The sequence below is a fragment of the Roseateles asaccharophilus genome (assembly GCF_031458115.1).
Lineage (GTDB): Bacteria > Pseudomonadota > Gammaproteobacteria > Burkholderiales > Burkholderiaceae_C > Pelomonas > Pelomonas asaccharophilus_A.
In genome coordinates this window covers 104,019-127,797 of record NZ_JAVDXV010000011.1, presented here as the reverse complement: position 1 = coordinate 127,797, position 23,779 = coordinate 104,019, and the positions used below count along the sequence as shown (strand labels likewise).

20 protein-coding genes are annotated in these 23,779 nt (G+C 68.3%); 14 read left to right on the top strand and 6 right to left on the bottom strand.

What is annotated here, in order from left to right; all coding sequences use genetic code 11:
• The first annotated feature begins 19 nt into the window (after positions 1 to 19).
• Positions 20 to 1,429, top strand: coding sequence for an FAD-binding oxidoreductase (locus J2X21_RS24510; protein WP_310332759.1), 1,410 nt, complete (start codon positions 20 to 22; stop codon positions 1,427 to 1,429).
• Between the two features lie 9 nt (positions 1,430 to 1,438).
• On the opposite strand, the gene J2X21_RS24505 is transcribed toward J2X21_RS24510, so the two are convergent.
• A complete protein-coding gene (locus J2X21_RS24505; protein ID WP_310332758.1) occupies positions 1,439 to 3,349 on the bottom strand; it encodes an NPCBM/NEW2 domain-containing protein in 1,911 nt (636 codons plus the stop codon).
• Positions 3,350 to 3,644: 295 nt separating this feature from the next.
• Here J2X21_RS24505 and J2X21_RS24500 point away from each other — a divergent pair, with 295 nt between their 5' ends.
• From J2X21_RS24500 to J2X21_RS24450, 11 genes are all read left to right on the top strand, one after another.
• Positions 3,645 to 6,260 (top strand): glycoside hydrolase family 3 C-terminal domain-containing protein, encoded by a 2,616-nt coding sequence (locus J2X21_RS24500; protein ID WP_310332757.1) that lies wholly within the window; start codon positions 3,645 to 3,647, stop codon positions 6,258 to 6,260.
• 43 nt (positions 6,261 to 6,303) lie between these two features.
• Positions 6,304 to 7,224 carry an alpha/beta hydrolase gene (locus J2X21_RS24495; RefSeq protein WP_310332756.1) on the top strand — a complete coding sequence of 307 codons (921 nt, stop codon included), beginning with the start codon at positions 6,304 to 6,306 and terminating at the stop codon, positions 7,222 to 7,224.
• 35 nt (positions 7,225 to 7,259) lie between these two features.
• On the top strand, positions 7,260 to 8,120 hold the full coding sequence (bla, locus tag J2X21_RS24490) for a class A beta-lactamase (RefSeq protein WP_310332755.1): 861 nt from the start codon (positions 7,260 to 7,262) through the stop codon (positions 8,118 to 8,120).
• Positions 8,117 to 9,019 carry an AraC family transcriptional regulator gene (locus J2X21_RS24485; RefSeq protein WP_310332754.1) on the top strand — a complete coding sequence of 301 codons (903 nt, stop codon included), beginning with the start codon at positions 8,117 to 8,119 and terminating at the stop codon, positions 9,017 to 9,019. Before bla ends, J2X21_RS24485 begins: the two co-directional genes overlap by 4 nt.
• 192 nt (positions 9,020 to 9,211) lie before the next feature.
• A complete protein-coding gene (locus J2X21_RS24480; RefSeq protein WP_310332753.1) occupies positions 9,212 to 10,753 on the top strand; it encodes a methyl-accepting chemotaxis protein in 1,542 nt (513 codons plus the stop codon).
• A gap of 77 nt (positions 10,754 to 10,830) precedes the next feature.
• On the top strand, positions 10,831 to 11,142 hold the full coding sequence (locus J2X21_RS24475; RefSeq protein WP_310332752.1) for an NIPSNAP family protein: 312 nt from the start codon (positions 10,831 to 10,833) through the stop codon (positions 11,140 to 11,142).
• A complete protein-coding gene (locus tag J2X21_RS24470; protein ID WP_310332751.1) occupies positions 11,139 to 11,462 on the top strand; it encodes an antibiotic biosynthesis monooxygenase family protein in 324 nt (107 codons plus the stop codon). Before J2X21_RS24475 ends, J2X21_RS24470 begins: the two co-directional genes overlap by 4 nt.
• Positions 11,459 to 12,166, top strand: coding sequence for an ArsR/SmtB family transcription factor (locus tag J2X21_RS24465; protein ID WP_310332750.1), 708 nt, complete (start codon positions 11,459 to 11,461; stop codon positions 12,164 to 12,166). The genes J2X21_RS24470 and J2X21_RS24465 overlap by 4 nt, the downstream gene beginning before the upstream one ends.
• A 53-nt stretch (positions 12,167 to 12,219) precedes the next feature.
• Entirely contained in the window at positions 12,220 to 12,549 is a 330-nt protein-coding gene (locus J2X21_RS24460) for a hypothetical protein (RefSeq protein WP_310332749.1), read from the top strand.
• Between the two features lies 1 nt (position 12,550).
• On the top strand, positions 12,551 to 12,952 hold the full coding sequence (locus J2X21_RS24455; protein ID WP_310332748.1) for a hypothetical protein: 402 nt from the start codon (positions 12,551 to 12,553) through the stop codon (positions 12,950 to 12,952).
• 58 nt (positions 12,953 to 13,010) lie between these two features.
• Positions 13,011 to 13,589: an HPP family protein gene (locus J2X21_RS24450; protein ID WP_310332747.1), complete on the top strand. Its 579-nt coding sequence runs from the start codon at positions 13,011 to 13,013 to the stop codon at positions 13,587 to 13,589.
• Between the two features lie 145 nt (positions 13,590 to 13,734).
• On the opposite strand, the gene J2X21_RS24445 is transcribed toward J2X21_RS24450, so the two are convergent.
• The 5 genes from J2X21_RS24445 to J2X21_RS24425 form a co-directional block, all read right to left on the bottom strand.
• Positions 13,735 to 15,333 carry a SpoVR family protein gene (locus J2X21_RS24445; protein WP_404667322.1) on the bottom strand — a complete coding sequence of 533 codons (1,599 nt, stop codon included), beginning with the start codon at positions 15,331 to 15,333 and terminating at the stop codon, positions 13,735 to 13,737.
• Entirely contained in the window at positions 15,330 to 16,610 is a 1,281-nt protein-coding gene (locus tag J2X21_RS24440; RefSeq protein ID WP_310332746.1) for a YeaH/YhbH family protein, read from the bottom strand. Before J2X21_RS24440 ends, J2X21_RS24445 begins: the two co-directional genes overlap by 4 nt.
• A gap of 15 nt (positions 16,611 to 16,625) precedes the next feature.
• A complete protein-coding gene (locus J2X21_RS24435) occupies positions 16,626 to 18,548 on the bottom strand; it encodes a PrkA family serine protein kinase (RefSeq protein ID WP_310332745.1) in 1,923 nt (640 codons plus the stop codon).
• 409 nt (positions 18,549 to 18,957) lie between these two features.
• Positions 18,958 to 19,863, bottom strand: a complete 906-nt coding sequence (locus J2X21_RS24430; protein WP_310332744.1) for a ParB/RepB/Spo0J family partition protein — start codon at positions 19,861 to 19,863, stop codon at positions 18,958 to 18,960.
• 17 nt (positions 19,864 to 19,880) lie between these two features.
• Entirely contained in the window at positions 19,881 to 20,411 is a 531-nt protein-coding gene (locus tag J2X21_RS24425) for an RBBP9/YdeN family alpha/beta hydrolase (protein WP_310332743.1), read from the bottom strand.
• Between the two features lie 51 nt (positions 20,412 to 20,462).
• Here J2X21_RS24425 and argC point away from each other — a divergent pair, with 51 nt between their 5' ends.
• The gene (gene argC / locus J2X21_RS24420; RefSeq protein WP_310332742.1) at positions 20,463 to 21,410 is read left to right on the top strand and encodes an N-acetyl-gamma-glutamyl-phosphate reductase; all 948 of its coding nucleotides are present in this window, start codon (positions 20,463 to 20,465) and stop codon (positions 21,408 to 21,410) included.
• A 73-nt stretch (positions 21,411 to 21,483) separates the two neighbouring features.
• Positions 21,484 to 23,775, top strand: a complete 2,292-nt coding sequence (locus J2X21_RS24415) for a hypothetical protein (protein WP_310332741.1) — start codon at positions 21,484 to 21,486, stop codon at positions 23,773 to 23,775.
• Positions 23,776 to 23,779: the final 4 nt, after the last annotated feature.

The window sequence follows — 23,779 nt, the reverse complement described above, 5'->3', positions numbered from 1 at the left end:
CGACCCCGGGGAGCCCCCCATGAATGCGCCAGAACATCACCTGTCTCCCGTCCCGCCGTTGCCGACGGAACTGCTGGACGCTTTGCGCTCCGACTTTGCCCAGCGCTGCTCCACCGCGCTGGCCGTGCGCGAGCAGCATGGCCGCGACGAATCCGTCTTCGACGTGCCACCGCCGCAGGCCGTGGTGTTTGCCGAGAGCGAGGCCGAGGTGGCCCGGGTCGTCGCGCTGTGCGCGCAGTACCGCGTGCCGGTCATCCCTTATGGCGCGGGCTCGTCGCTGGAAGGTCACCTGCTGGCCGTGCACGGCGGCATCAGCCTGGATGTGTCGCGCATGAATGGCATCGTGCGCGTGGACGCCGAGGATCTGACGGTGACCGTGCAGCCCGGCGTCACGCGCAAGGCGCTGAACGAGGCGCTGAAGCACGAGGGCCTGTTCTTCCCCATCGATCCCGGCGCCGATGCGAGCCTGGGCGGCATGGCCGCCACGCGCGCCAGCGGCACGAACGCGGTGCGCTACGGCACGATGCGCGAGAACGTGCTGGGCCTGCGCTTCGTATCGGCCAGCGGCGAGGTCATCCGCAGTGGTTCTCGCGCGAAGAAGAGCAGCGCGGGCTACGACCTCACGCGTCTGCTCGTCGGCAGCGAGGGCACGCTGGGCGTCATCACCGAGCTGACCGTCAAGGTGCATCCGCTGCCCGAGGCGGTGTCGGCGGCGGTGTGCTTCTTCCCGACCATAGACGCGGCCGTGCGCACGGCCATGCAGGTTATCCAGATCGGCGTGCCAATCGCGCGCTGCGAGCTGCTGGACGCCAACGCGATCAAGGCCGTCAACGCGCACGACAAGCTGGGCCTGAAGGAAGCGCCCATGCTGTTGATGGAATTCCACGGCAGCGACGCCGGGGTGGCCGAGCAGGCGGCCGTGGTGCAGGAGGTGGCGGCCGACCATGGCGGCGAGGCCTTCGAGTGGGCGACCACTCCGGAGGCGCGCACGCGGCTGTGGTCGGCGCGGCACCACGCCTATCTGTCCGGCCTGCAGACCCGCCCCGGCTGCCGCGCGGTGACGACGGACACCTGTGTGCCCATCTCGCGGCTGGCCGAGAACATCAATGCGTCCATCGCCGAGGTCGAGGCCGCCGGCCTGCCCTACTTCATCGTGGGCCATGTGGGTGACGGCAACTTCCACATGGCCTACCTGCTGGACCCGAACCGGCCCGAGGAACTGGCCACGGCCGAGCGCCTGAGCGCGCAGATGGTGGCGCGCGCCATCGCGCTGGAAGGCACCTGCACCGGCGAGCACGGCATTGGCCTGCACAAGCAGGACTTCCTGCGGGACGAGACCGGCGACGAGGCGGTGGCGCTGATGCGGGCGGTGAAACAGGCGCTTGATCCGCTGGGCATCCTCAATCCGGGAAAGATATTCGTGCGCTGAGCGGTTCGCTCAACGGGTGAGCAAGGCGGCCTCGCCCCAGGTGACGGGAAGTTCAGCGCCACCGGCGTGGCTCGTGCGGACCACCAGCTCGATGAGCTGGATGCCGGCCACATCGACGGACAGGCGTTCGCCGGCATCACCCCATTTCAGCGCACGGCTGGTGGCGAGCAGCTTGCCGTCGCCATAGACCAGGAAGGTGGCGCGGGCCTGCGGATCCCGCGCCGAGTCATTGATGCCGACCGTGGCGGAGAACCGGCGATAGCCGGCGTTGCGGACCTCCAGCCGCGAGTTGGCCAGTGTGCCGACGCCCGTCGCGAAATGCCTGCCCTTCACGGCGAGCGCCTCGCCGTAAGGCGCACTGTCCGCCTGCACGCCGCCCCAGCCCGCATACATCGGCCGTTCCCCGGCGCCGCGCGTGCCCTGCCAGCCGGCGGCGGAACGGTGGATGGTGGGATCGGGGGCCGGCTGGGCCACGCCATCGACGGCCGGGTTCACATGCCCGGGCTGCTCGGACAGATAGAGCCCGTCGGGCAGCAGCCGGGTGCCGCGCGCGCGAAAGACCAGGGTCTCGTGTCCGGCGATCTTCAGCTTCATCGTGCCGCGAAGGCGGTGCGTCTGACCGCTCCACAGATCCACGAGCTCCACGTCCGCATCGTCGCGGAACTTCATGTGGGCGGCGGTGAGGTCGACGTCGATAGCCGCAGCCCCTCGGTTGAACACGGCCACGGCCTTGTGACCCGTGCTCAAGGTCTTCACCAGCATCTGCACGTCGTGGCTGTCGTATGCCAGGGTGGCCTGGTGACCTGCCGGATCCTGGTTGACGGCGATCAGCTCGCGGTTGCCCAGCAGGGCGAGCAGGGGTTCAGGAGCGTTGCGCAGGTCCATGCCGATGAACAGCGGCGAGTTGACCATCGCCCACAGCGAGAAGTGGGAGCGGGCTTGCGTCAGGTGGTTGACGTCGAAGTCGCCCTTGCCGATGAACAGCATGTCCGGATCGTTCCATGAGCCCGGATGGGCATAGAAGGCGCGTTTGGCGGTGCTGTCGAAGTTGGTCAGCATCCGGCTCCATGAAGGCGTGATGTCGTCGCTGGTCCTGGACAGATTGCCGAAGTCCTTGCCCCAGGCGCGCACATTGCCGGCGCCCCAGACACACAGCGAGAGCAGGAAGTCGCCGTCCGGATTGCTGCGGACCAATGCATCGTTGATCTCCCTGAAAAGGCCCTGCACGGCCGGGATGTCGGACCTCGACACGAACTCCATGTTCAGCAGCGGCGGCAGCTCGCGGTACTTCCCCGAGCGCACTTTTTCGGAGCCCGCCCCGAAGGCGCGCAGCCCGCAGCCATCGACCTTGATGAAGTCGAAGCCCCAGGTCCCGAAGTAGAGCGCGATGTCCTGCTGGATATGACCGTAAAGGCCCACTTCCCGTTCCAGCACCGAGCCCTGGGGCAGGTCGGTGTCGGTGGGCGAATAGGCTTGCGAGCAGCTGTTGCGCCCGAGATCGGAATAGATGCCGGCCTTCAGTCCCATGGCATGCAGCTTGTCCGTGAAGCTGCGGAACGACGGCAACTCGCCCGGGCGCACCGTGGACGGAAAGCGGTCCGAACGGATGACCAGCTGCCCGTCTGGCACCTGGCGCCGCAGCCACCATCCATCGTCGATGTTGACGTATCGGTAGCCCTTGGCCGCGAGCCCCTGGTCGACCAGCGCCCGCGCTGCGCCAAGTATCTTGTCCTCATCGATGTCCGTGCCGAACGCGTTCCAACTGCTCCACCCCATCGGCGGGGTGGCGGCGCGACCGGCGGCGTAGGCCGACCATCGGCCGGTCGGTGCCAGTGGGTCGGCGACGGCGGTGTGTTGGACCGCGGCGAAGAGCACCATCGCGAAGGAGTGCTTGCAAGCGCGGATCAGGCGGCTGGTCATGGAGTCGTGAGGGGGAAGAGAGGGAAGGCCGCTCGTCAGCGCAGCCCGGTAGGCCAAATTGTTTAGCGCTACCAGGCGTTGGATGTTGAGGTTTCCCCTGTCGTCCCGGCCCCAGTGAACCGAGGCTGAGGTGCACCTTCCCCAGGGAAATCACAGAGAGTGATGCACGTATTGGCATCGACTCGACGAAATAAGTGATCGAGTTCCGACCTGGCGCGGCTCAACTCCTGTCGGTTTCCCTGATGCGTTGATTGCGCTACCAATAACAATGGAGAAAAAACCGTGGTGGAGACCCATGAAGACACTGTCCGCAGCCTGCCTGGCCTGGGGCCTGGCGTTCGCCGGTCTGGCTGCCGCTGCCGATGCCGGCGAGGACCAGGCGCGCCAGATCGTCGCGAAGCTCACGCTCGACGAGAAGGTCGAGCAACTGCTCAACGGAGCACCAGCGATTCCGCGGCTGGGCATCCCGGCTTACAACTGGTGGACCGAATCGCTGCACGGTGCCTTCGGTCCAGGCGCCACCACGAACTTCCCTCAGCCCGTCGGCCTCGCGGCAAGCTTCAACAGCGCGATGATGCAGGACGTGGCTGCCGCCATCAGCACCGAGGTGCAGGCGGTCTATGCGCTCGGGCGACACAAGCCCAACCCCAATCGCATCGGCGGCGCGCTGAACACCTGGTCGCCCAACATCAACATCTTCCGCGACCCGCGCTGGGGCCGGGGTCAGGAGACCTATGGCGAAGACCCCTTCCTGACCGCTGAGCTCGGCAAGTCCTTCGTTCGCGGCATGCAGGGGCCGGATGCGGCGCGTCCGCTGGTGATCGCAAGCCCGAAGCATTTCGCCGTGCACAGCGGGCCGGAGTCGACCCGGCATTCCGTGGACGTGTGGGTCTCCGCCCAGGACCTCGAAGACACCTACCTCCCCGCCTTCCGCGCGGCCATGGTGGATGCGCAGGCGGGCTCCATCATGTGCGCCTACAACCGCCTCAATGGCGAGCCGGCCTGCGCCAGCCACAGCCTGCTGGTGAAGACGCTTCGCGAGGACTGGAAGTTCACGGGCTATGTGGTGTCGGATTGCGATGCCGTCGTCGACATCCATGCCCACCACAAGTACGCCCCCGACGCCGCGGCCGGCGCTGCGGTGGCACTGAAGTCGGGCGTGGACAACGAGTGCAACGGCGCCACGCTGTCCCACACGCCTGGCCTTGGCGAGCGCTACAAGCAGGCGCTGCAGCGCGGCTACATCCGCCAGGCCGACATCGACACGGCGCTGGTTCGGTTGTTCTCAGCGCGAATCCGCGCCGGCGACCTGCCGGGCCTCCCTGAGCGGCGTTTTCCCGGCGGCGAGGTCATCAACTCGGCTGAGCACCGCACGCTCGCGCTGCGCTCGGCGGTGGAGAGCCTGGTGCTGCTGAAGAATGACGGCACGCTGCCGCTGAAGGCTTCGACGCGGATCGCCGTTGTCGGGCCGCTGGGGAACGCGCGGCGGGTGATGCGCGGCAACTATTCGTCCGGCCAGACGGGACCGACGCGGACGGTCTTCGAGGGCCTGGGTCGCCAGTTCTCGCCGGCCCAGGTGAAGCTCGTGCCGTTCGGTCCGTCGATCACCGACGGCGACCCCGTGCCGCGGGAGGTTTTCGTCGCACCCGACGGCAGCGCCGGCCTGCGCGCCAGCTATTTCAAGCTGCAGGCGGGTTCGCCCACCGACATCGGCAAGCGCCGCTTCGACGCAAAGGCCGTGGGCAGCCACACCGTCGCGCAGATCGAATCGCGGGCTCAGGATTTCACCGAGGTCGGCACCGTGGTGCGCACCGTGTGGACAGGTGCCTTCGTCGCGCCCGAGACCGGCAGCTACCGGCTGGGCCTGTCGGGCCTGAAGGGCCAGGTGCGCATCGACGCCCGCGACGTGGTGCTGGCAAAGAAGGCGACGCGCTGGGCCGAGCCGGTGACCCTTGTGCAGGTGGACCTGAAGCAGGGCGAGCGCTATGCGCTGCGGCTCGAGGCTGAATCCGGCGTGGGTGCGCCGGCGGGCATGATCTGGAAGCGCGTGTCGCGCCAGCCGCTCGTGGACCTGCGGGCCGGCGCGAAGGACGCGGATGTCATCGTGGCCGTCGTGGGCCTGACCTCCGACCTCGAAGGCGAGGAGATGCCCGTGAAGATCGACGGCTTCACCGGCGGCGATCGCACCACGCTGGACCTGCCCGCCGACCAGCGGCGCTACCTGCAGGCCGTGTCGCAGCTGGGCAAGCCGGTCGTGGTGGTGAACCTCAGTGGCAGCGCCATCGACCTGTCTTGGTCGCATGCGAACGCCGCAGCCGTGCTGCAGGCCTGGTATCCGGGCGAGGGCGGTGGCCAGGCCATCGCCCAGGTGCTGGCCGGCGCGGCCAATCCGGCCGGGCGGCTGCCGGTGACCTTCTACCGCAGCGCGGACGAGCTGCCGCCGTTCGACGACTATCGAATGGCCGGTCGCACCTACCGCTTCTTCGACAAGCCGGTGGTCTATCCGTTCGGTCACGGGCTGAGCTATTCCACCTTCCGCTACGAGGCGCCCCGCATCGAGGTGCAGGATGACGGCAAGGCGCTTGGCCTGGTCGTTCGCACGGCGATCACCAATACCAGCATTCGCGATGGCGACGAGGTGGCGCAGCTCTACCTGGCGCCGCCGCGCTTCGAGGGCGGCCCGCGCCTGGCGCTGCGTGGCTTCAAGCGCCTGCACCTGAAGGCGGGCGAACGCCGGGAGGTGATCTGGCGGCTGGACGCGCGCGACCTGAGCTTCGTCGACCGTGACGGCGTGCGCCAGGTCATGCCGGGCAGCTACCGCCTGAGCGTGGGAGGCGGTCAGCCGGACACCGGCGCACCGGCCGAAAGCGCCAGTTTCTCGCTGGTCCGCCAGGTGCTGCTGCCACGCTGAGCACGACCTCTCCCCGTTCACCACCCCATCCAGAGACATGCCCATGCACTCCCTGCGCTCGACCCTTCTCGCCTGCCTGATGGCGGCCGCCGCCGCCTTGGCCCACGCCCAGGACGGCACCATCTACCCGCTTGCTGCCCCCGCCGAGCCCCGCGCCATTCCCCTGGGCACCGGCGGTGTCGAGAACCAGCCCGCCTCCGAAAGCTGGTTCCGCCAATGGGGTCAGCCGATGGCGCGCAACATCACGGCGGCCACGCTGACACCCTTCCTGCCCGCGCCAGGCAAGGGCAATGGCGCGGCGGTCCTCGTCGCCCCGGGTGGGGGGTTTCGCTGGCTGGCGCTCAATCACGAGGGCTGGGCGGTTGCCCAGGCGCTGGCCGACAAGGGCATCGCCGCCTTCGTGCTCAAGTACCGTCTGCAGCCCACCCCCGAATCGCTGGACGGCTTCAAGCAGTCGATGGACCGCATGTTCGCGGCGGCGGGTTCCAGTGATGGCAACCCGCGCTCACTGGTGCCCGACCTGTCCAACCAGCTGGCCGACGCCGAGGCGGCCTATGCGCTGATCCATGCGCGCGCCAAGGAGTGGGGCGTGGATACCAAGCGGCTGGGCATGATGGGCTTCTCGGCCGGCGCCGGCCTGACGATGCACAGCACGCTGAACTCCAAGACCATGAAGCTCGCCTTCATCGGCCCGATCTATGGCGGCATGGGCCCGGTCAGCGTGCCCAAGGATGCGCCGCCGATGTTCAACGTCATCGCCGCCGACGACTTCCTGTTCCGTGGCCAGTTCGGTGTCGTCAAGTCCTGGTTCGATGCCGGGCGGCCGGTCGAGTTCCACCTGTTCCAGAACGGTGGCCACGGCTTCGGCCTGGGCTATCCCGGCAACACGGCCAACGGCTGGTTCCCGCTGTTCCTGAACTGGCTGGACGTGAATGGCTTCCTGAAGAGCCGGCCAGCGCCGTAACGCGCCCTGGTCGGGGCGGCGCCAGAATGGGGCGCATGCAACGCCGACCCGTCCTCGCTTCCCTCGCCAGCCTGGGCCTTGCGCCGCTGGCCTCCTTCGCCGCCTCGACCATGGATCTCGCCGCACTGGAGCGTCGCGTGCAGGGCCGGCTGGGCTTCTTCGCCATCGACACTGGCAGCGGCCGCACGCTGGCCCACCGCGCCGACGAGCGCTTCGCGATGGCGTCCACGTTCAAGAGCCTGCTGGCCGCACGCGTGGCGCATGGCGTGGACAACGGGCGCTGGGGCTGGAACGACGAGGTCGCCATCCAGGCCGCCGATCGCGTGCCGCATTCACCGGCCTTCGACCGCTTCCTGCCGCGCGGCCGCGCGACGCTGGCCGAGCTGTGCGCGGGCATCGTCATCGAGAGCGACAACCCCTGCGCCAACGTGCTGCTGCGCCATTGCGGCGATGGGCCCGCCGGCCTGACCGCCTGGCTGCGCGAGCAGGGCGACGCCGTCACGCGGCTGGACCGCTTCGAGACCGAATTGAACGAGAACGCGCCCGGCGACGCCCGCGACACCAGCACGCCGCGCGCGCTGGCGAAGACGCTGCGGCGTCTGCTGTTGGACGGCGGCCTGTCGCGTGCCAGCCAGGCGCGCTTGTGGGCCGATCTGCAGGCCTCGCGCACGGGGCTGAAGCGGCTGCGGGCCGGCGCACCCGACGGCTGGCGCGTCATCGACAAGACCGGCACCGGCTCTCGTGGTGCGGTCAACGACGTGGCGCTGGTGTTCCCGCCCGGCGGGCGCTCGCCCTGGGTGGTAGTGGCGCTGCAGTCGGACTCGCGCGCGTCGACCGACGATTTGTCCGCCGTGCATGCCGAGGCAATGCGTCGGCTCGTGAAGGCCTGGGCTTGAACACCTCGAATCCCAGCCGGCGCCAGTACGAGGCCCGCATGCACCGCGTGCAGGCCCACATCGACCGGCACCTGGACCAGCCGCTGGACCTGGAGGCGCTGGCCGCGGTGGCGCACTTCTCGCCCTTCCACTTCCACCGGCTGTTCCTGGCCTGGACGGGCCAGACGCTGGGCGGCTACCTGGCGCGGCGACGGCTGGAGAAGGCCGCGCAGCGGCTGCGCGGCCAGCCGGACTCGACGGTGCTGAGCATTGCGCTCAGCGTGGGCTATGGCTCGGCGGAGGCGTTCACGCGGGCGTTCAAGCAGCACTTCGGATTGCCGCCCACGCAGTGGCGCAATCTCGATCAGGCGGATAGCAATCTGGATCAGGGCGGCGCATGGCGTGAGGACGAGGATGGCTTCTCCCGCAACCCCGACGAAGGAGATCCCGTGAACGTCCGCCTCATCGACCGCCCACCCGTCCGCATGGGCTATCTGCGCTACCAGGGCGCCTATGGCCCGGCGCTGGGCCGCTTCTGGGCCGAGACCTTCAACCCATGGCTGGCCACGCAGAACCTGGGCGCCGTCTCGCGCTTCGGCATCGGCCACGACGACCCCAGCCTGGTGCCGCCCGAGCAGTGCCGCTACGACTGCGGCGTGGTGGTGCCGCCCGACTGGGTGCCCAACGGTGGTGCGCTGGTGACCGAGCTGCCTGGCGGCCGCTATGCCGCGCTTGACTTCGAGGGCACGGCCGCCGACATCGGTTCGGCCTGGCAGGCCATGATGGGCCGCTGGCTGCCGTCCAGCGGCCTGCAGCTGGACGCGCGCCCTTGCTTCGAGCACTACGGACCGGCGGCGAAGTTCGACTTCCGCACCGGCGTGTTCGATTGCGAGCTGTGCATCCCGGTGGCGCCGTTGTGAAAGCGCCGTAACCCGCCATCGCCCCCGGCGCAGTGCGGGCAGGTTTCACATTTCTCGTGGCCACGTGCGTGGCGGCGGCCGGGCCGCTGCCTCACACTGGATCTCGTTGGTTCGCGGGTGATCCCCGCGGACGACGACGTCCACCGCCACCGCCACCGTCGGCGTGGCGACGCACAAGAGAGAGTGGAACCCATGAGCTTCCTGCGCAACCTCACCATCCGCCAGCGCCTGCTGGGCAGTGCACTGCTGTTGTGCGCGATCATCATCGCGATGGGGGCCTGGTCGGAGATCAGCTTGCGCGCGGCCCAGGCCAACGCCAGCCAGCTGCTGGACACGCAGGCCGGCACGGCGCGTGAGACCACCAACATCCTGGCCTCACTGGAGCGCGTGCAGCGGCTGGAGCAGTCGGTGATGCTCAATGGCAGCAACGCCAATGAGGCCGGCGAACACCATGCGCAATGGAAGAAGACCGTCGCGCAGACCCGTGACCTGCTGAAGAGCGTGATGTCCACGCCCGAGCGTGTGCAGGCCCTGGCGCCGGCCGCCGCGGGTTTCGACGCGCATGTGAAGCCGCTGGAAGACATCCTGCAGCAGGTGGTGGACGCCAAGATGGACGCCTCCGCCGCGTTCGCCTATGCGGGCCAGGCGCAGGCCGACCTGGACAACGCGCGAACCGTGTTCAACAAGTGGGTGGACGACACCTATGCCCAGGTCGCCGAGAGCCGCGAGGCCAGCCAGCGCTCGGAGGCGCTGCATTCGGTGGTGCGCATCGCGGTGCTGGCGGCGCTGGTGGCCGCGGTCGGCGTGCTGATGTTCACGTTGACGCGTTCCATCGTGCAGCCGCTGAAGAAGGCGATGCAGTTCTCGCACGCCATCGCGCAGGGCGACCTCTCCACGGACATCGAGGTGCGCGGCCACGACGAGGTGGCGGCCTTCATGCGCTCGCTGAGCGACATGCAGCAGTCGCTGCGCGCCGTGGTGGACCAGGTGCGGCAGAGCGCCGACAGCATCCATGTCGCCAGCGACGAGGTGGCCACCGGCAACCTTGACCTGAGCCAGCGCACCGAGCAGACGGCCTCCAACCTGCAGCAGACCGCCGCGTCGATGGACGAGCTGAACGCCACCGTGCGCCACAGCACCGATGCGGCCTTGCAGGCGCGTGAGCTGGCCTCGTCGGCGGCGACGGTGGCGCACCGTGGCGGCGAGATGGTGGGCCAGGTCGTGCAGACGATGGCGCAGATCAACCAGGCCTCGCGCCAGATCGCCGACATCACCGGCGTCATCGACAGCATCGCGTTCCAGACCAACATCCTCGCGCTGAACGCGGCCGTCGAGGCCGCGCGCGCGGGCGAGCAGGGGCGGGGCTTCGCCGTCGTTGCCTCCGAAGTGCGCAGCCTGGCGCAGCGCAGCGCCGGCGCGGCCAAGGAGATCAAGGCGCTGATCGGCGCGTCCGTCGACCGCGTCGAGGGCGGCAGCCGCCAGGTGCAGCAGGCGGGCGAGACCATGGGCGACATCGTCGCGTCGGTGCAGCGCGTCAGCGACATCGTGGGCGAGATCAGCACCGCGTCCGGCGAGCAGAGCCGCGGCTTCGGCGCGCTGGGCAGCGCCGTGTCGGTGCTGGACGAGATGACGCAGCAGAACGCGGCCCTCGTCGAGCAGTCCGCGGCCGCCGCCGAGAGCCTGAAGAACCAGGCGCGGCAACTGTCCGAGGTGGTCGCGACGTTTCGGCTGTAGCGCGACGCTTCGTTGCGCGCCTAAGCATCGGGAGGGGCTGGCGCCGCAAAGTGGGGGCTCGACATCAAGGAGCTCCCATGCCCGCCATCACCTGCTTCATCCGCTACGAGCTGGACGCGTTCCAGCGCGAGGCCTTCCGCACCTATGCCCAGAACTGGGGCCGCATCATCCCGCGCCTGGGCGGGCGGCTGCTGGGCTACTGGCTGCCCCACGAGGGTACGAACTACGAGGCCTGGGGACTGGTGGGCTTCGATTCGCTGGCGGACTACGAGGCGTACCGCGCGCGGCTGAAGGCCGACCCGGAGGCGCGGGCGAACTTCGAGTTTGCGCAGCGGGAGCGCTTCATCGTCCGCGAGGAGCGGACTTTCTGTGAGGATGTGCGGCCATGATCGCCGTCATCTTCGAAGTGCAACCCACGGCCGAGGGCCGCGCCGCCTACCTCGACCACGCCGCGGCCTTGAAGCCGCTGCTGGAGCAGATGGACGGCTTCATCTCCGTAGAGCGCTTCCAGAGCCTGACGCAACCCGACAAGCTGCTGTCGCTGTCCTTCTGGCGCGATGAAGCCGCCGTGCGCGGCTGGCGCGAGATGGAGCGGCACCGCGAGGCCCAGGCGGCGGGGCGCGGTGGCCTGTTCGCCGACTATCGGCTGCGGGTGGCCGAGGTCGTGCGCGACTATGGCTTGAACGAGCGCAAGCAGGTGCCGAGATGAACGAACCACGCCTCGCCCGCGTCGCCGCCGCGATCGCCGACCCCACGCGGGCGCGCGTGCTGGCGCGGCTGCTGGACGGCCGGCTGCACACGGCGGGTGAGCTGGCCGCGCATGCGGGCGTCACGGCGCCCACGATGTCGGCGCACCTGAAGCTGCTGGTCGACGAAGGCCTGGCCCGCGTGCGCCAGCAGGGCAGGCACCGCTACTTCGGCCTGGCGGATGGCGATGTGGCGCATGCGCTGGAGGCGCTGCTGCGCGTGGCCGATGGTCGGGACGCGGAACCCGCGGCGGATGTGCGCCGCTGGCAGAAGCCCGAGATGCGCGGGCTGCGCCGTGCGCGCAGCTGCTATGGCCACTTGGCCGGCGAGCTGGGCGTGCAGTGGCGCGAGGCGCTGCTGGCCAAGGGCTGGGTGACGGCGGCGCCGGATGGGCGCTACGAGGTCAGCGTCGCTGGTCGCGATGCGTTGTCCGGGCTGATGCCCCCAGGCTTTGCCCAGACGGGGCGGGTGCTCTACGACTGCGTGGATTGGTCCGAGCGCCGCGACCATTTCGCGGGGCCGCTGGCGGTCGCGTGGCTGGAGGCGATGGTGGAGAAGGGCTGGCTGCGGCGAGCGCCCGAAACGCGCGAGCTGAAGCTCACGCCCTCGGGTCGGCCGGCCTTGATCGAGCGGTTGATGGGGGAGGTGCCTTTTCCCGTTCGGTGAGACGGCCGGTCATTTGATCGGACACTGCCGCATCCTCATTGCGGCCCCATCCGATGAAGCGAATCCTGCTGACGGCGTTGGTCCTGCTGGCACATGCCGGTGCCCATGCGGAAGAGTTCTACGGCATTCCTGTGCACCCGGACGCCGCGAAGAAGGAGGTGGCCGATGTGAAGGAGATTCCCGTCGCGACGATGCGCTACGTCTCCAACGTAAAGCCGCAGGACATGAGGGCGTACTACAAGGCCAGGCTGCCCGCCACGGCGAAGGTGGACGACTCGGGCGGCAGCGTCATGTTCATGTACAAGGTCGGCGACAAGAACAAGGCGGTCACCATCCAGAACTACTTCGGCAGGGCGGACGTCACCGTTGTGAGCGAGAAATAGCATGCGGGCTCATCACCTCTTGCTCGGGCTGACCGCCGCCTACTTCATCGCCAGCCTCGCCCACTTCGGCCACAACGCGCAGTACATCGCCTTCTATCCCGGCATGCCGGCCTGGCTGACACCGGGCAAGGTCTGGTTGTTCTGGTTCGCGGTCACCGGCGTGGGCCTGATCGCGTGGGTGCTGAACCGGCTGGGCCTGCGGGCGCCGGCCTTGCTGGTGCTGGGTGTCTACGGCGCTCTGGGCCTGGACGGCCTGCTGCACTACTCGTTGGGCCTGTGCTCGCAGCACACGCTGATGGCCAACCTGACCATCTGGGCCGAGGCGACCACCGGGCTGGCCTTGCTGCTGGTGTCCAGCGTGCTTGCCTTTCGCCAGTTGACGCGGCGGGCAGGCGTGGCCTGAGCGCTGGCACGGCCGTTGCAAATCCTCCGGTGCGCGATGGCGCGCGCGGAGGCTGGCTTTGCTGCTGGATCGCTTCTTCAATCCGAAATCGGCCGATGCCACCCCGCCGCTGGCCGATTGGCTGGCCCGGCCCCTGGTGCGGTTGCTTTGGTGCCTGCTGGGTGCGGGCTGTGGCATCGCGCTGGCGCTCTACGTGGCGGGGCCGCGGACGTCGCCCTTCTTGCTGGCATCGCTGGGTGGCTCGGCCGTGTTCCTGTTCGGCCTGACGCGTGCACCGGCCGCGCAACCACGCGCGCTGCTGGGCGGGCACCTGGGCGGCGCGCTGATTGGCATCGCCTGCTACCAGGCGCTGGGCGATGTGCCCATGGCCTATGTGCTGGCCCAGGTGCTGGGCCTGGCCTTCATGCTGGTGGCGCGCTGCGTGCACCCACCAGCGGGCGCGAACCCCATCCTGATGGTGCATGTGCACGCGAACTGGGCGGTGCTGTTCACGACGGTGCTGCCCGGCGTGTTGGCGCTGGTGGCGGTGGCGCTGGTGTGGAGCCGGCTTTACCCCGGTCTCTCACGCTACCCGGTCAAGCCGCTGGAGCCGTCGCCGCCGCACATGAACTGGGGCGGCTGGGGCACCGGCGGCTGACGGCACTCATGGGGCCGAGCGCCGGGCCGCCCCAAGCCGGCCCGCTAGGGCGATGTGCTCGCGGCTCAATGCCGCGGGCATCGTCGTCCCCTCGGGGGACGGACCAGGCCAGCCCGCGTTCAGCGGCGCAGGACTGGGCGAGGGGTCAATGTTGCGCTGGCACGTTCCAGCGCTTGGTCACGTCGCCTCGGCCGTTGACGCTTTCCAGGTTGACGCCGAAGCCCCACAGCCGGCCCACGTGCTTCAGCACTTCCTGCGCGCTGTCGTGCAGCGGGCGGTTCAGATGCTGCTGGTGGCGCAGCGTCAGCGACCGGTCGCCGCGCAGGTTGACGTTCCAGACCTGGATGTTGGGCTCGCGCGTAGACAGGTCGTATTGCCGTGACAGCGCCTGGCGCAGGTGGCGGTAGCCGCCTTCGTCGTGGATGGCGGAGATCTCGTACTCGCTCTTGGCCTCGTCGTCGAGGATGGAGAACAGCCGGAAGTCGCGCATGATCTTCGGGCTCAGGTACTGGCCGATGAAGCTCTCGTCCTTGAAGTTGCGCATCGCGTGGTCCAGCGTGGGCAGCCAGTCGCTGCCGGCGATGTCGGGGAACCAGTCGCGGTCTTCGGGCGTGGGGTTCTCGCAGATGCGCTTGATGTCGGTGTACATCGCGAAACCCAGCGCATAGGGGTTCAGGTTGGCGCCCGGGTGCTGGTACACGACGTTGGTGTGCGACTTCAGCCACTCGATCATCATGCCGTCCGACAGGTAGCCGTCGTCGTACATCTGGTTGAGCAGCCGGTGGTGCCAGAAGGTGGCCCAGCCCTCGTTCATGACCTGGGTCTGGCGCTGCGGGTAGAAGTACTGTGCGATCTTGCGCACGATGCGCACGATCTCGCGCTGCCAGGGCTCCAGCAGCGGCGCGTTCTTCTCGATGAAGTACAGCAGGTTCTCCTGCGGCTCGTCGGGGAAGCGGCGGCTCTCGGCTGCTTCGTCGGGGCGGTCGGGCTTCTTGGGCAGCGTGCGCCACAGGTCGTTGATCTGCATCTGCGCGTGGTGCTCGCGGTCCTTCAGCCGCGCGCGCTCCTCGGCGAGTGACAGCTTGGCCGGCCGGCGGTAGCGGTCCACGCCGTGGTTCATCAGCGCGTGGCAGCTGTCCAGCAGGCTCTCGACGGCGTCCAGCCCGTGGCGCTCCTCGCAGTCGGCGACATAGTTCTTCGCGTAGACCAGGTAGTCGATGATGGACGAGGCATCCGTCCACATGCGGAACAGGTAGTTGCCCTTGAAGAACGAGTTGTGCCCATAGCTCGCGTGGGCGATCACGAGGGCCTGCATGGCCATCGTGTTCTCTTCCATCAGGTAGGCGATGCAGGGGTCGGAGTTGATGACGATCTCGTAGGCCAGCCCCATCTGGCCGCGCTTGTAGCTGCGCTCGGTGGCGATGAACTCCTTGCCGTAGCTCCAGTGGCGGTAGTTCACCGGCATGCCCACCGACGCATAGGCGTCCATCATCTGCTCGGCGGTGATGACCTCCAGCTGGTTGGCATAGGTGTCCAGGCCGTAGCGCTCGGCCGTCTGCTTGATGACGGCGTGGTACTCCTCGATGAGCTCGAAGGTCCAGTCGTTGGGCGACGGCAGCGGTTGGCTGGGCCGCTCCAGCAACGGGCGCATCTGCCGCAGCGGCTGGCGCTGGCGGCGCTCGGCCACGCCGGGTGGTGGTGAGGCCGGGCGCTCGTGGTGGCGGCGGTCTTCGCGGCTGCTCATGCGGTGGCCCCTTCCTTCTTGAACAGGTCACGGAACACCGGATAGATCTCCGACGCCTCGACTGCCTTGCGCATCGCGAAGTGGCGGGCGTCCTCGCTGAGCTTCTGGTATTCCTCCCACAGGTTCTGCTCGGGCTCGGCCACCTGCACATAGGCGAAGTAGCGGCACAGCGGCAGGATCTTGTCGGCCAGGATCTCGCGGCAGCGGCCGCTGTCGTGGTGCCAGTTGTCGCCGTCGCTGGCCTGGGCGCCGTAGATGTTCCACTCGGTGGGCGAGTAGCGCTCGCGGATGATCTGCTCCATCAGCACCAGCGCCGACGACACCACCGTGCCGCCGGTCTCGGTGGCATGGAAGAAGTTCTGCTCGTCCACCTCCTGCGCCTGCGTGTGGTGGCGGATGAAGACGACGTCGATCTTCTCGTAGTGCCGCGTGAGGAACAGGTACAGCAGGATGAAGAAGCGCTTGGCGAGGTCCTTGCGGCCTTCGTCCATGGAGCCGGACACGTCCATCAGGCAGAACATGACGGCGCGCGTGGTGGGCACCGGCACGCGCACGCGGGAGCGAAAGCGCAGGTCGATGGGGTCCAGGAAGGGAATGGCCTCCAGCCGCGTGCGCAGGTGGGCGATGCGCTCGCGCGTCTCGGCCAGCAGGCGCGGCGTCTCGGGGCGGTCTTCCTTCAGCAGTTCCTGCTCGCGGGCCTCCAGCTCATGCAGCTCGCGGCGCTTGTCCATGCCCAGCGCAATGCGCCGGCCCAGGGCGCCGCGCATGGAGCGCACCACGTGCAGGTTGGTGGGCGTGCCGTCGGACACGAAGCCGGCGCGGTGGCTCTTCCACTCGGGCGTGTCGGCCAGCGTGGTGCGGGCCAGGTTGGGCAAGGCCAGGTCATCGAAGAAGACCTGCATGAACTCTTCCTTGCTGAGGTGGAAGACGAAGTCGTCCTCACCCTCGCCCTGGTCGCTGGCCTCGCCGCCACCGCCGCCGCCACCCTGCCCACCCTTGGGCTTGGGCACGCGGTCGCCCTTCACGTACTCCTGGTTGCCGGGCCGCACGACCTCGCGCACGCCGCCGTCGCCATGGCCGAAGACGGGCTCGTTCAAGTCCTTCTTCGGGATGTGCACGTCCTCGCCCCGCTCCATGTCGCGGATGCCGCGGCCGTCCACCGCGCGCTTCACCGCCTCGCGGATCTGGTCCTTGTGGCGGCGCAGGAAACGCTCACGGTTGCCGATGGACTTGTTCTTGCCCGAAAGGCGTCGATCAATGATCTGCTGGAGGGACATGCCTCACCGCCTTGTTCAGCTGGACTTGCGAACCCTCAGATACCACTCGCACAACAGCCGCACCTGCTTGGCCGTGTAGCCCTTGTCGACCATGCGCTGCACGAAGTTCTCGTGCTTCTTGGCTTCGTCAGCACTGGCCTTGGCGTTGAAGCTGATGACGGGCAGCAGCTCCTCGGTGTTGGAGAACATCTTCTTCTCGATGACGGTGCGCAGCTTCTCGTAGCTGGTCCACAGCGGGTTCTTGCCCGCGTTGTTGGCGCGCGCCCGCAGCACGAAGTTGACGATCTCGTTGCGGAAGTCCTTGGGGTTGGAGATGCCGGCCGGCTTCTCGATCTTCTCCAGCTCGGCGTTCAGCGCCGCGCGGTCGAAGACCTCGCCGGTGTCGGTGTCGCGGTACTCCTGGTCCTGGATCCAGTAGTCGGCATAGGTCACGTAGCGGTCGAAGATGTTCTGGCCGTACTCGCTGTAGCTCTCCAGGTAGGCGGTCTGGATCTCCTTGCCGATGAACTCGGCATAGCGAGGCGACAGCTGCTCCTTGATGTAGCCGACGAACTTCTCCTCAGTCTCCTTGGGGAACTGCTCGCGCTCGATCTGCTGCTCCAGCACGTACATCAGGTGAACGGGGTTGGCCGCCACTTCCGCGGAGTCGAAGTTGAAGACCTTGGACAGGATCTTGTACGCGAAGCGCGTGGAGATGCCGCTCATGCCTTCGTCCACGCCGGCGTAGTCGCGGTACTCCTGGTAGCTCTTGGCGCGCGGGTCGGTGTCCTTCAGGTTCTCGCCGTCGTAGATCTGCATCTTGGAATACAGCGACGAGTTCTCGGGCTCCTTCAGCCGCGTCAGCACCGCGAACTGGCTCATCATCTTCAGCGTGCCCGGCGCGCACTTGGCCTCGGCCAGCGACGAGCCGCGGATCAGCTTCTCGTAGATCTTGATCTCCTCGCTGACGCGCAGGCAGTACGGCACCTTGACGATGTAGACGCGGTCGAGGAAGGCCTCGTTGTTCTTGTTGTTGCGGAAGGTCTTCCACTCGCTCTCGTTGCTGTGCGCCAGCACGATGCCGTCGAAGGGGATGGCCCCGAAGCCCTCGGTGCCCTTGTAGTTGCCCTCCTGCGTGGCCGTCAGCAGCGGGTGCAGCACCTTGATGGGCGCCTTGAACATTTCCACGAATTCCAGCAGGCCCTGGTTGGCCAGGCACAGGCCGCCGCTGTAGCTGTAGGCGTCGGGGTCGTCCTGCGCATAGGTCTCGAGCTTGCGGATGTCGACCTTGCCCACCAGCGAGCTGATGTCCTGGTTGTTCTCGTCGCCCGGCTCGGTCTTGGCCACGCCGATCTGCTTGAGCACGCTGGGATAGCGCTTGACGACCTTGAACTTGCGGATGTCGCCGCCGAATTCGTCCAGCCGCTTCACGGCCCAGGGCGACAGGATGCGGTTCAGGTAGCGGCGCGGGATGCCGAAGTCGCGCTCCAGCAGCGGGCCGTCCTCGACCGGGTCGAACAGCCCCAGCGGCGACTCGTTCACCGGCGAGCCGGCCAGCGAGTAGAAGGGCACGTGTTCCATCAGCTGCTTCAGCCGCTCGGCGATGGAGCTCTTGCCACCGCCCACGGGGCCCAGCAGATAGAGGATCTGTTTCTTTTCCTCCAGCCCCTGCGCAGCATGTCTGAAATACGACACCACCTGCTCGATGGCTTCTTCCAGGCCATAGAACTCCGCGAAGGCCGGATAGATCTTGATGGTCTTGTTCGCGAAGATGCGGCTCAGGCGCGGATCGTTGCGCGTGTCCAGCATCTGCGGCTCACCGATGGCCTGCAGCATGCGCTCGGCGGCGGTGGCGTAGGCGAGGGGGTTTCGCTTGCACTCGGCGAGGTACTCCTCCAGCGTGAGTTCCTCGACCTTGCTGCGCTCGTAGCGTGCGGCGTAGTGGCTGATGACGTCCATGCGGCTCTCCTGCGGTGTGAACTCCACAGGGCCGCGAGCACGATCCGTGCCCTGGTCAGCTGGGGGGTTCTGATCGCGCCTCAACTGCAAGGCGTCATCAGAACTCTCCATTCGGGTCGACAGCCTCAGCTTGCTGTCGCCGCCCATTCCTCAATCTCAAGAATAAGCCGCTGTCCGCCCTCCAACAATCGACGTTGTGATTTCGTTGACAGGGTGCGATCCAGCATACGCCCGTGGTGGGGGCAAGACCTGGCACCGACAGGGCAAACCACACGAACATGGGGGCCTTGTGGCGCGGCCCCGACAGGCCCTTTCGTGAAGAACTGTGCAGTGCGGGAACGACCCTAGTGTTGGGCCAGCGCCGAGGGCTGCCTTGTCAGACGCCGCCGCATTGCGCGGCGGCCCGGCCTCAACCGGCGCGCAGCTTGTCGAGGATGCCGGACAGGGCGTCCAGCGAGTCGAAGTGGATGGCCAGCTCGCCGCTCTGGCCGCCGCGCTTGCTGCGCTTCTTCACGCGCACCTCGACGGTGGCGCCCAGCGCGTCGGCGAGCTCCTCCTCAAGCCGGAGGACGTCGCGGCTCTTGTCACCCTTCACGCGCAGCAGCGGCGCCTGGCGGGCCGCGCCCTGCGTCTTGGCGACCAGCTTCTCGGCCTCGCGCACGCTCAGCTTCTTGGCGGCGATCTCGCTGGCCGTCGTGATCTGAACGGCGCCGTCCAGCGGCAGCAGCGCGCGGGCATGGCCCATGTCCAGGTCGCCGGCCATCAGCATGTTCTGCACCGGCGCGGCCAGGTTCAGCAGGCGCAGCAGGTTGCTGGCGGCACTGCGCGAGCGGCCCACGGCTTGCGCGGCCTGCTCGTGCGTCAGGCCGAACTCGTCGGTCAGGCGCTTCAGGCCCTGCGCCTCTTCCAGCGGGTTCAGGTCCTCGCGCTGGATGTTCTCGATCAGCGCCATCGCGGCCGCCGATTCGTCCGGCACGGCCTTCACCAGCACCGGCACCTCGCGCAGGCCGGCAAGCCTTGCCGCACGGAAGCGTCGTTCGCCGGCAATGATCTCGTAGCTGACCGCGCCATTCGGCGTGATCGGGCGCACGAGGATCGGCTGCATGATGCCCTGGCCCTTGATGCTCTCGGCCAGCTCGTACAGCGAGCCCTCGTCCATGCGCGTGCGCGGCTGGTACTTGCCGGCCTGCAGTTGCTCCAGCTTCAGCATGCTGGGCGTGCCGTCGCGTTCGACGGGCGCGGGGGTGTCGCTGACTTTGGGTCCGAGCAGGGCTTCGAGGCCGAGGCCGAGGCCTTTGGGTTTCTTGGTCGCCATAGGGGGCGGATTCTCCGTCACAGACTCTTCAGCAGTTCCCGGCCCTCGGGCCAGTCCCCCAGCCCCGAATCGGCGTTCAGATGACCCCGTGGCCCGGCCATGACCACACTGCTGCCCCAGTCCGCCGCCATCTGCGTGCTGCGCTCGGCGGCTCCGAACGGATCGTCGCTGCTGATGACGGTGATGCTGGGGAAGGGCAGGCGGGCGCGGCGTATCGGGCGCCAGTTGTGCAGCTGGGGCGGCATGTCCTCCCGCTCGGTGTCGGGCGGAGCCACCAGCAGGGCGCCTTTCACGCGATCGGTGTGCTGGGAGTGCTGGGCCCAGGCGGCCACCAGTTGGCAGCCCAGCGAGTGCGCCACCAGCACGGCCGGGGCGTCGTCCTGCAGCAGCACTTCGTCCAGCCGGGCCATCCAGTCGCCGCGGCGCGGCCAGTCCCAGTCGTGCTGCTCGACGCGTTCGTCGCCATGCAGGCGCTCCCAGCGGCTTTGCCAGTGGTCCGGGCCCGAGTTTTGCCAGCCCGGGAGAAGCAATACGCGCTCTGATTTCATGGTTTGCCCTTATCCTGCACAGTTCGATTTTCAGCGGTTGGAGCAGCGGCAATGACGTTCAAGGTGTTTGTGGATGGCCAGGAAGGCACGACCGGCTTGCGGATTCACGAGTACCTCGCGGCCCGCACGGACATCGAGGTCCTGAAGATAGACGCCGACAAGCGCAAGGACCCCGCCGAGCGCTCGCGCCTGCTGAACGCCGCCGACGTGGCTTTCCTGTGCCTGCCCGACGCGGCCTCGCGCGAAGCGGCCTTCATGGTCAACAACGACCGCACCTGCCTCATCGACGCCAGCACCGCCCACCGCACGGCGCCGGGCTGGACCTTCGGCCTGCCCGAACTGGCCCGCGGCCAGCGCGGCGCCATCCAGGCGAGCAAGCGCATCTCCAACCCGGGTTGCCATTCCAGCGCCTTCATCCTGGCCGTGCGCCCGCTGGTCGACGCCGGCCTGCTGCCCCAGGACGCGGCCATCAGCGCCACGTCCATCACCGGCTACTCGGGCGGTGGCAAGAGCATGATCGCCGAGTACGAGCAGCAGCCGCTGCCGGCCCACCTGCAGGCGCCGCGGCCCTATGGCCTGGCGCTCAAGCACAAGCACCTGCCGGAGATGGCGGCGCACACGGGCCTGGCCACGCCGCCGGTGTTCCAGCCCATCGTCAGCACGTTCTACAAGGGCCTGGCCGTCAGCGTGCCGCTGCATCTGAGCCAGCTCAAGCCCGGCACGACGCCGGAGGCCGTGCATGCGGCGCTGGTCGCGCATTACGCGGGCGAGCGCTTCATCAATGTGAAGCCGCTGCGCGACGCGGCGACGCTGGAGACCGGCTTCTTCGACGTGCAGGCCTGCAACGACACCAACCGCGTGGACCTGTTCGTGTTCGCGTCCGACACGCAGGTGCTCTTGATGAGCCGCCTGGACAACCTCGGCAAGGGTGCCAGCGGCGCGGCGGTGCAGAGCATGAACGTGCACCTGGGCGTGGAAGAGAGCCTGGGCCTGGTCTGACCCTGAACAGGTGACGTGGCGCGGGAGCGCCGCGTCGCGACATAGGATGCGCCTCTCAAATGGGAGGCGTGTGATGGCCAAGGCTGCTGGTAGCGATCCTGTTCTGGCCCGGATCTCGTTGGTCATTCCGGGCCGGGCCATCGCATTGGGCGGCGAGCCCGAGGACGTGCCCGCGTGCCGGCTTGACACCGAGGCCATGCGCTGGACCTATGTGCTGCGGGCGCGCGAACGCTGGCTGGGCTCCAGCGACGCCAGCAACAGCCGCGAGGAGCAGGCCACCCGCACGCTGAAGGGCTTTGGCCTGAAGGACGCCGACCTGGAGGCGCTGGCCCGTGCGCCGCGCATCGTCGTGCGCATGCCGTACACGTCCGAGCACGAGGGCTGGCAGGGCCGCGTGTTTCCCTGGGAGTACCTGCTGGCCAAGGCCACGCGGCGCTATCGCAAGGTGGACAACCACCACTTCACGGTGATGCGTGAGGTGGTGACCGGCGCACCGCCGCGATGGAAGAAGCCCAGGAAGCGCAGCCTGCTGTACGTTCAGAGCGCGCCCGGCGGCCTGCGCCAGGCCTGGGATTTCAGCGCCGAGATCAAGCGACTCAAGCAGGCCCTGGGCAACATCCAGCTGATCGAGCTGAAGGACCCGAGCTGGCAGCAGCTGCACGACGTGGTGAAGCAGCGCAAGCCCGACCTCATCCATCTGAGCGGCTTCGACAACCTGGCCGGCCTGAAGGCCTTGCGCGACCTGGTGCCTGACCATGAGACGGTGGAAGCCGAGATCGGCCCCATGCGGCTGGACGACCTGCTGGCCAAGGAGTCCAGCGTGCCCGACGGCATGCTGCTGGCCGGCGAGGCGGCCGGCGCAGCGGTGGTCGGTGCGCAGCGGCTGGCCGAGGCGTTGAGCGCGGGCGGGGAGCACTGCGCCTACTTCGTGTCGGTGAGCCTGGACAACTCGGCCGCGCGCACCGCGGCGCTCATCGTGGCCGAGCGGGCGGCGTTGTCGGCCGTCGGCTTCCAGGACGCGATCGAGAACCAGCTGGCCGACTTCTTCTTCGAGCTGGTCTACAGCCAGCTCGACCAGCGCGTGTGGAACCTGCCGCTGGCCTTCGAGGGCGCCTGGCTGCGGGCGCGCAAGGAGCCCAATGCCACGCGCGCCACCGGCGTGACGCTGTGGATGGGCGCGCCGCTGAACGAAGCGGCCTTCAGCGACCGCGAGCCCAAGGCGGCCGAGCTGCGCGACGCCGGCACGCCGCCGCGCGTGCAGACTGTGCCCGAGGCCGAGCTGAACTACTCGGTGCTGCACAACAACGGGCGGCTGTTCCGCCAGATCGTCGTCGAGCGCGGCAGCGCCGCGCCCGACGACTGGCTGAGCGTCGATGTGGAGCTGCAGCTCGGCGCCGAGCAGGCCCGCTACAGCAAGCGCTTCGTGGCCGACGAGACACGCTTCGACCTGAGCAGCGAGGTGCATGTGCCGCTGACCGCGGCGCTGATGCGCTCGCTGCAGGAGGCCGTCAACAGCACCTTGATGGTCCAGCTCAGCCACAACGATCAGGTGCTCACGCGCAACAGCCACCGCCTGCGCCTGCTGCCGGTGGACCAGTGGCGCGACAACGACAAGGACGGCCAGTGGCTGCCTTCGTTCGTGCTGCCGCGCGACCCGGCCGTCGTCAGCGCGGTGGAGCTGGCGCAGCGCTACGTGCGCGTGCTGCGCGACAACCCGGCCGCCGGCTTCGAGGGCTACCAGGCCGCGCCCGGCACCGACGAGGAACAGCTGCGCGAGGTGGACCTGCAGGTGCAGGCGATCTGGGCCGCGCTGCTGCATGAATGGCGGCTGGGCTACATCAACCCGCCGCCGTCGTACAGCAGCAAGCTGGACTCACAGCGCCTGCGCACGCCCACGACCATCCTGGGCGGACGGGCCGGCACCTGCATCGACCTGGCGCTGCTGTTCGCCGCCTGCCTGGAGCTGATCGACGTCTACCCGGTCATCTTCCTGCTCAACGGCCATGCGCTGCCGGGCTACTGGCGGCATAACAGCTTCCAGGCGGACTATCTCGCCGTCAGCAGCGACGGCGCGCAGGGCGCGATGGCCGGCGCGGCGGATCGCAATTCGTCCGCCAGCCTGCAGCGCCATGCCTGGCAGGCCATCGGCAACGCACCGTACCGCGAGGTCAGGCAGCTGATCCGCGCGCGCCGCCTGGTGCCCATAGAGACGGTGCGGTTGACCGAGCACTGCGGCTTCGTCGAGGCGGTGGAGGCCGGAATCGACGCCTTGTCCGAGGCCGACGATTTCCATTCGGTGCTGGACATCGTGACCGCGCGCATGAACGGCATCACGCCCTTGCCCATCGTGGAGGAGCGGCCATGAGCGC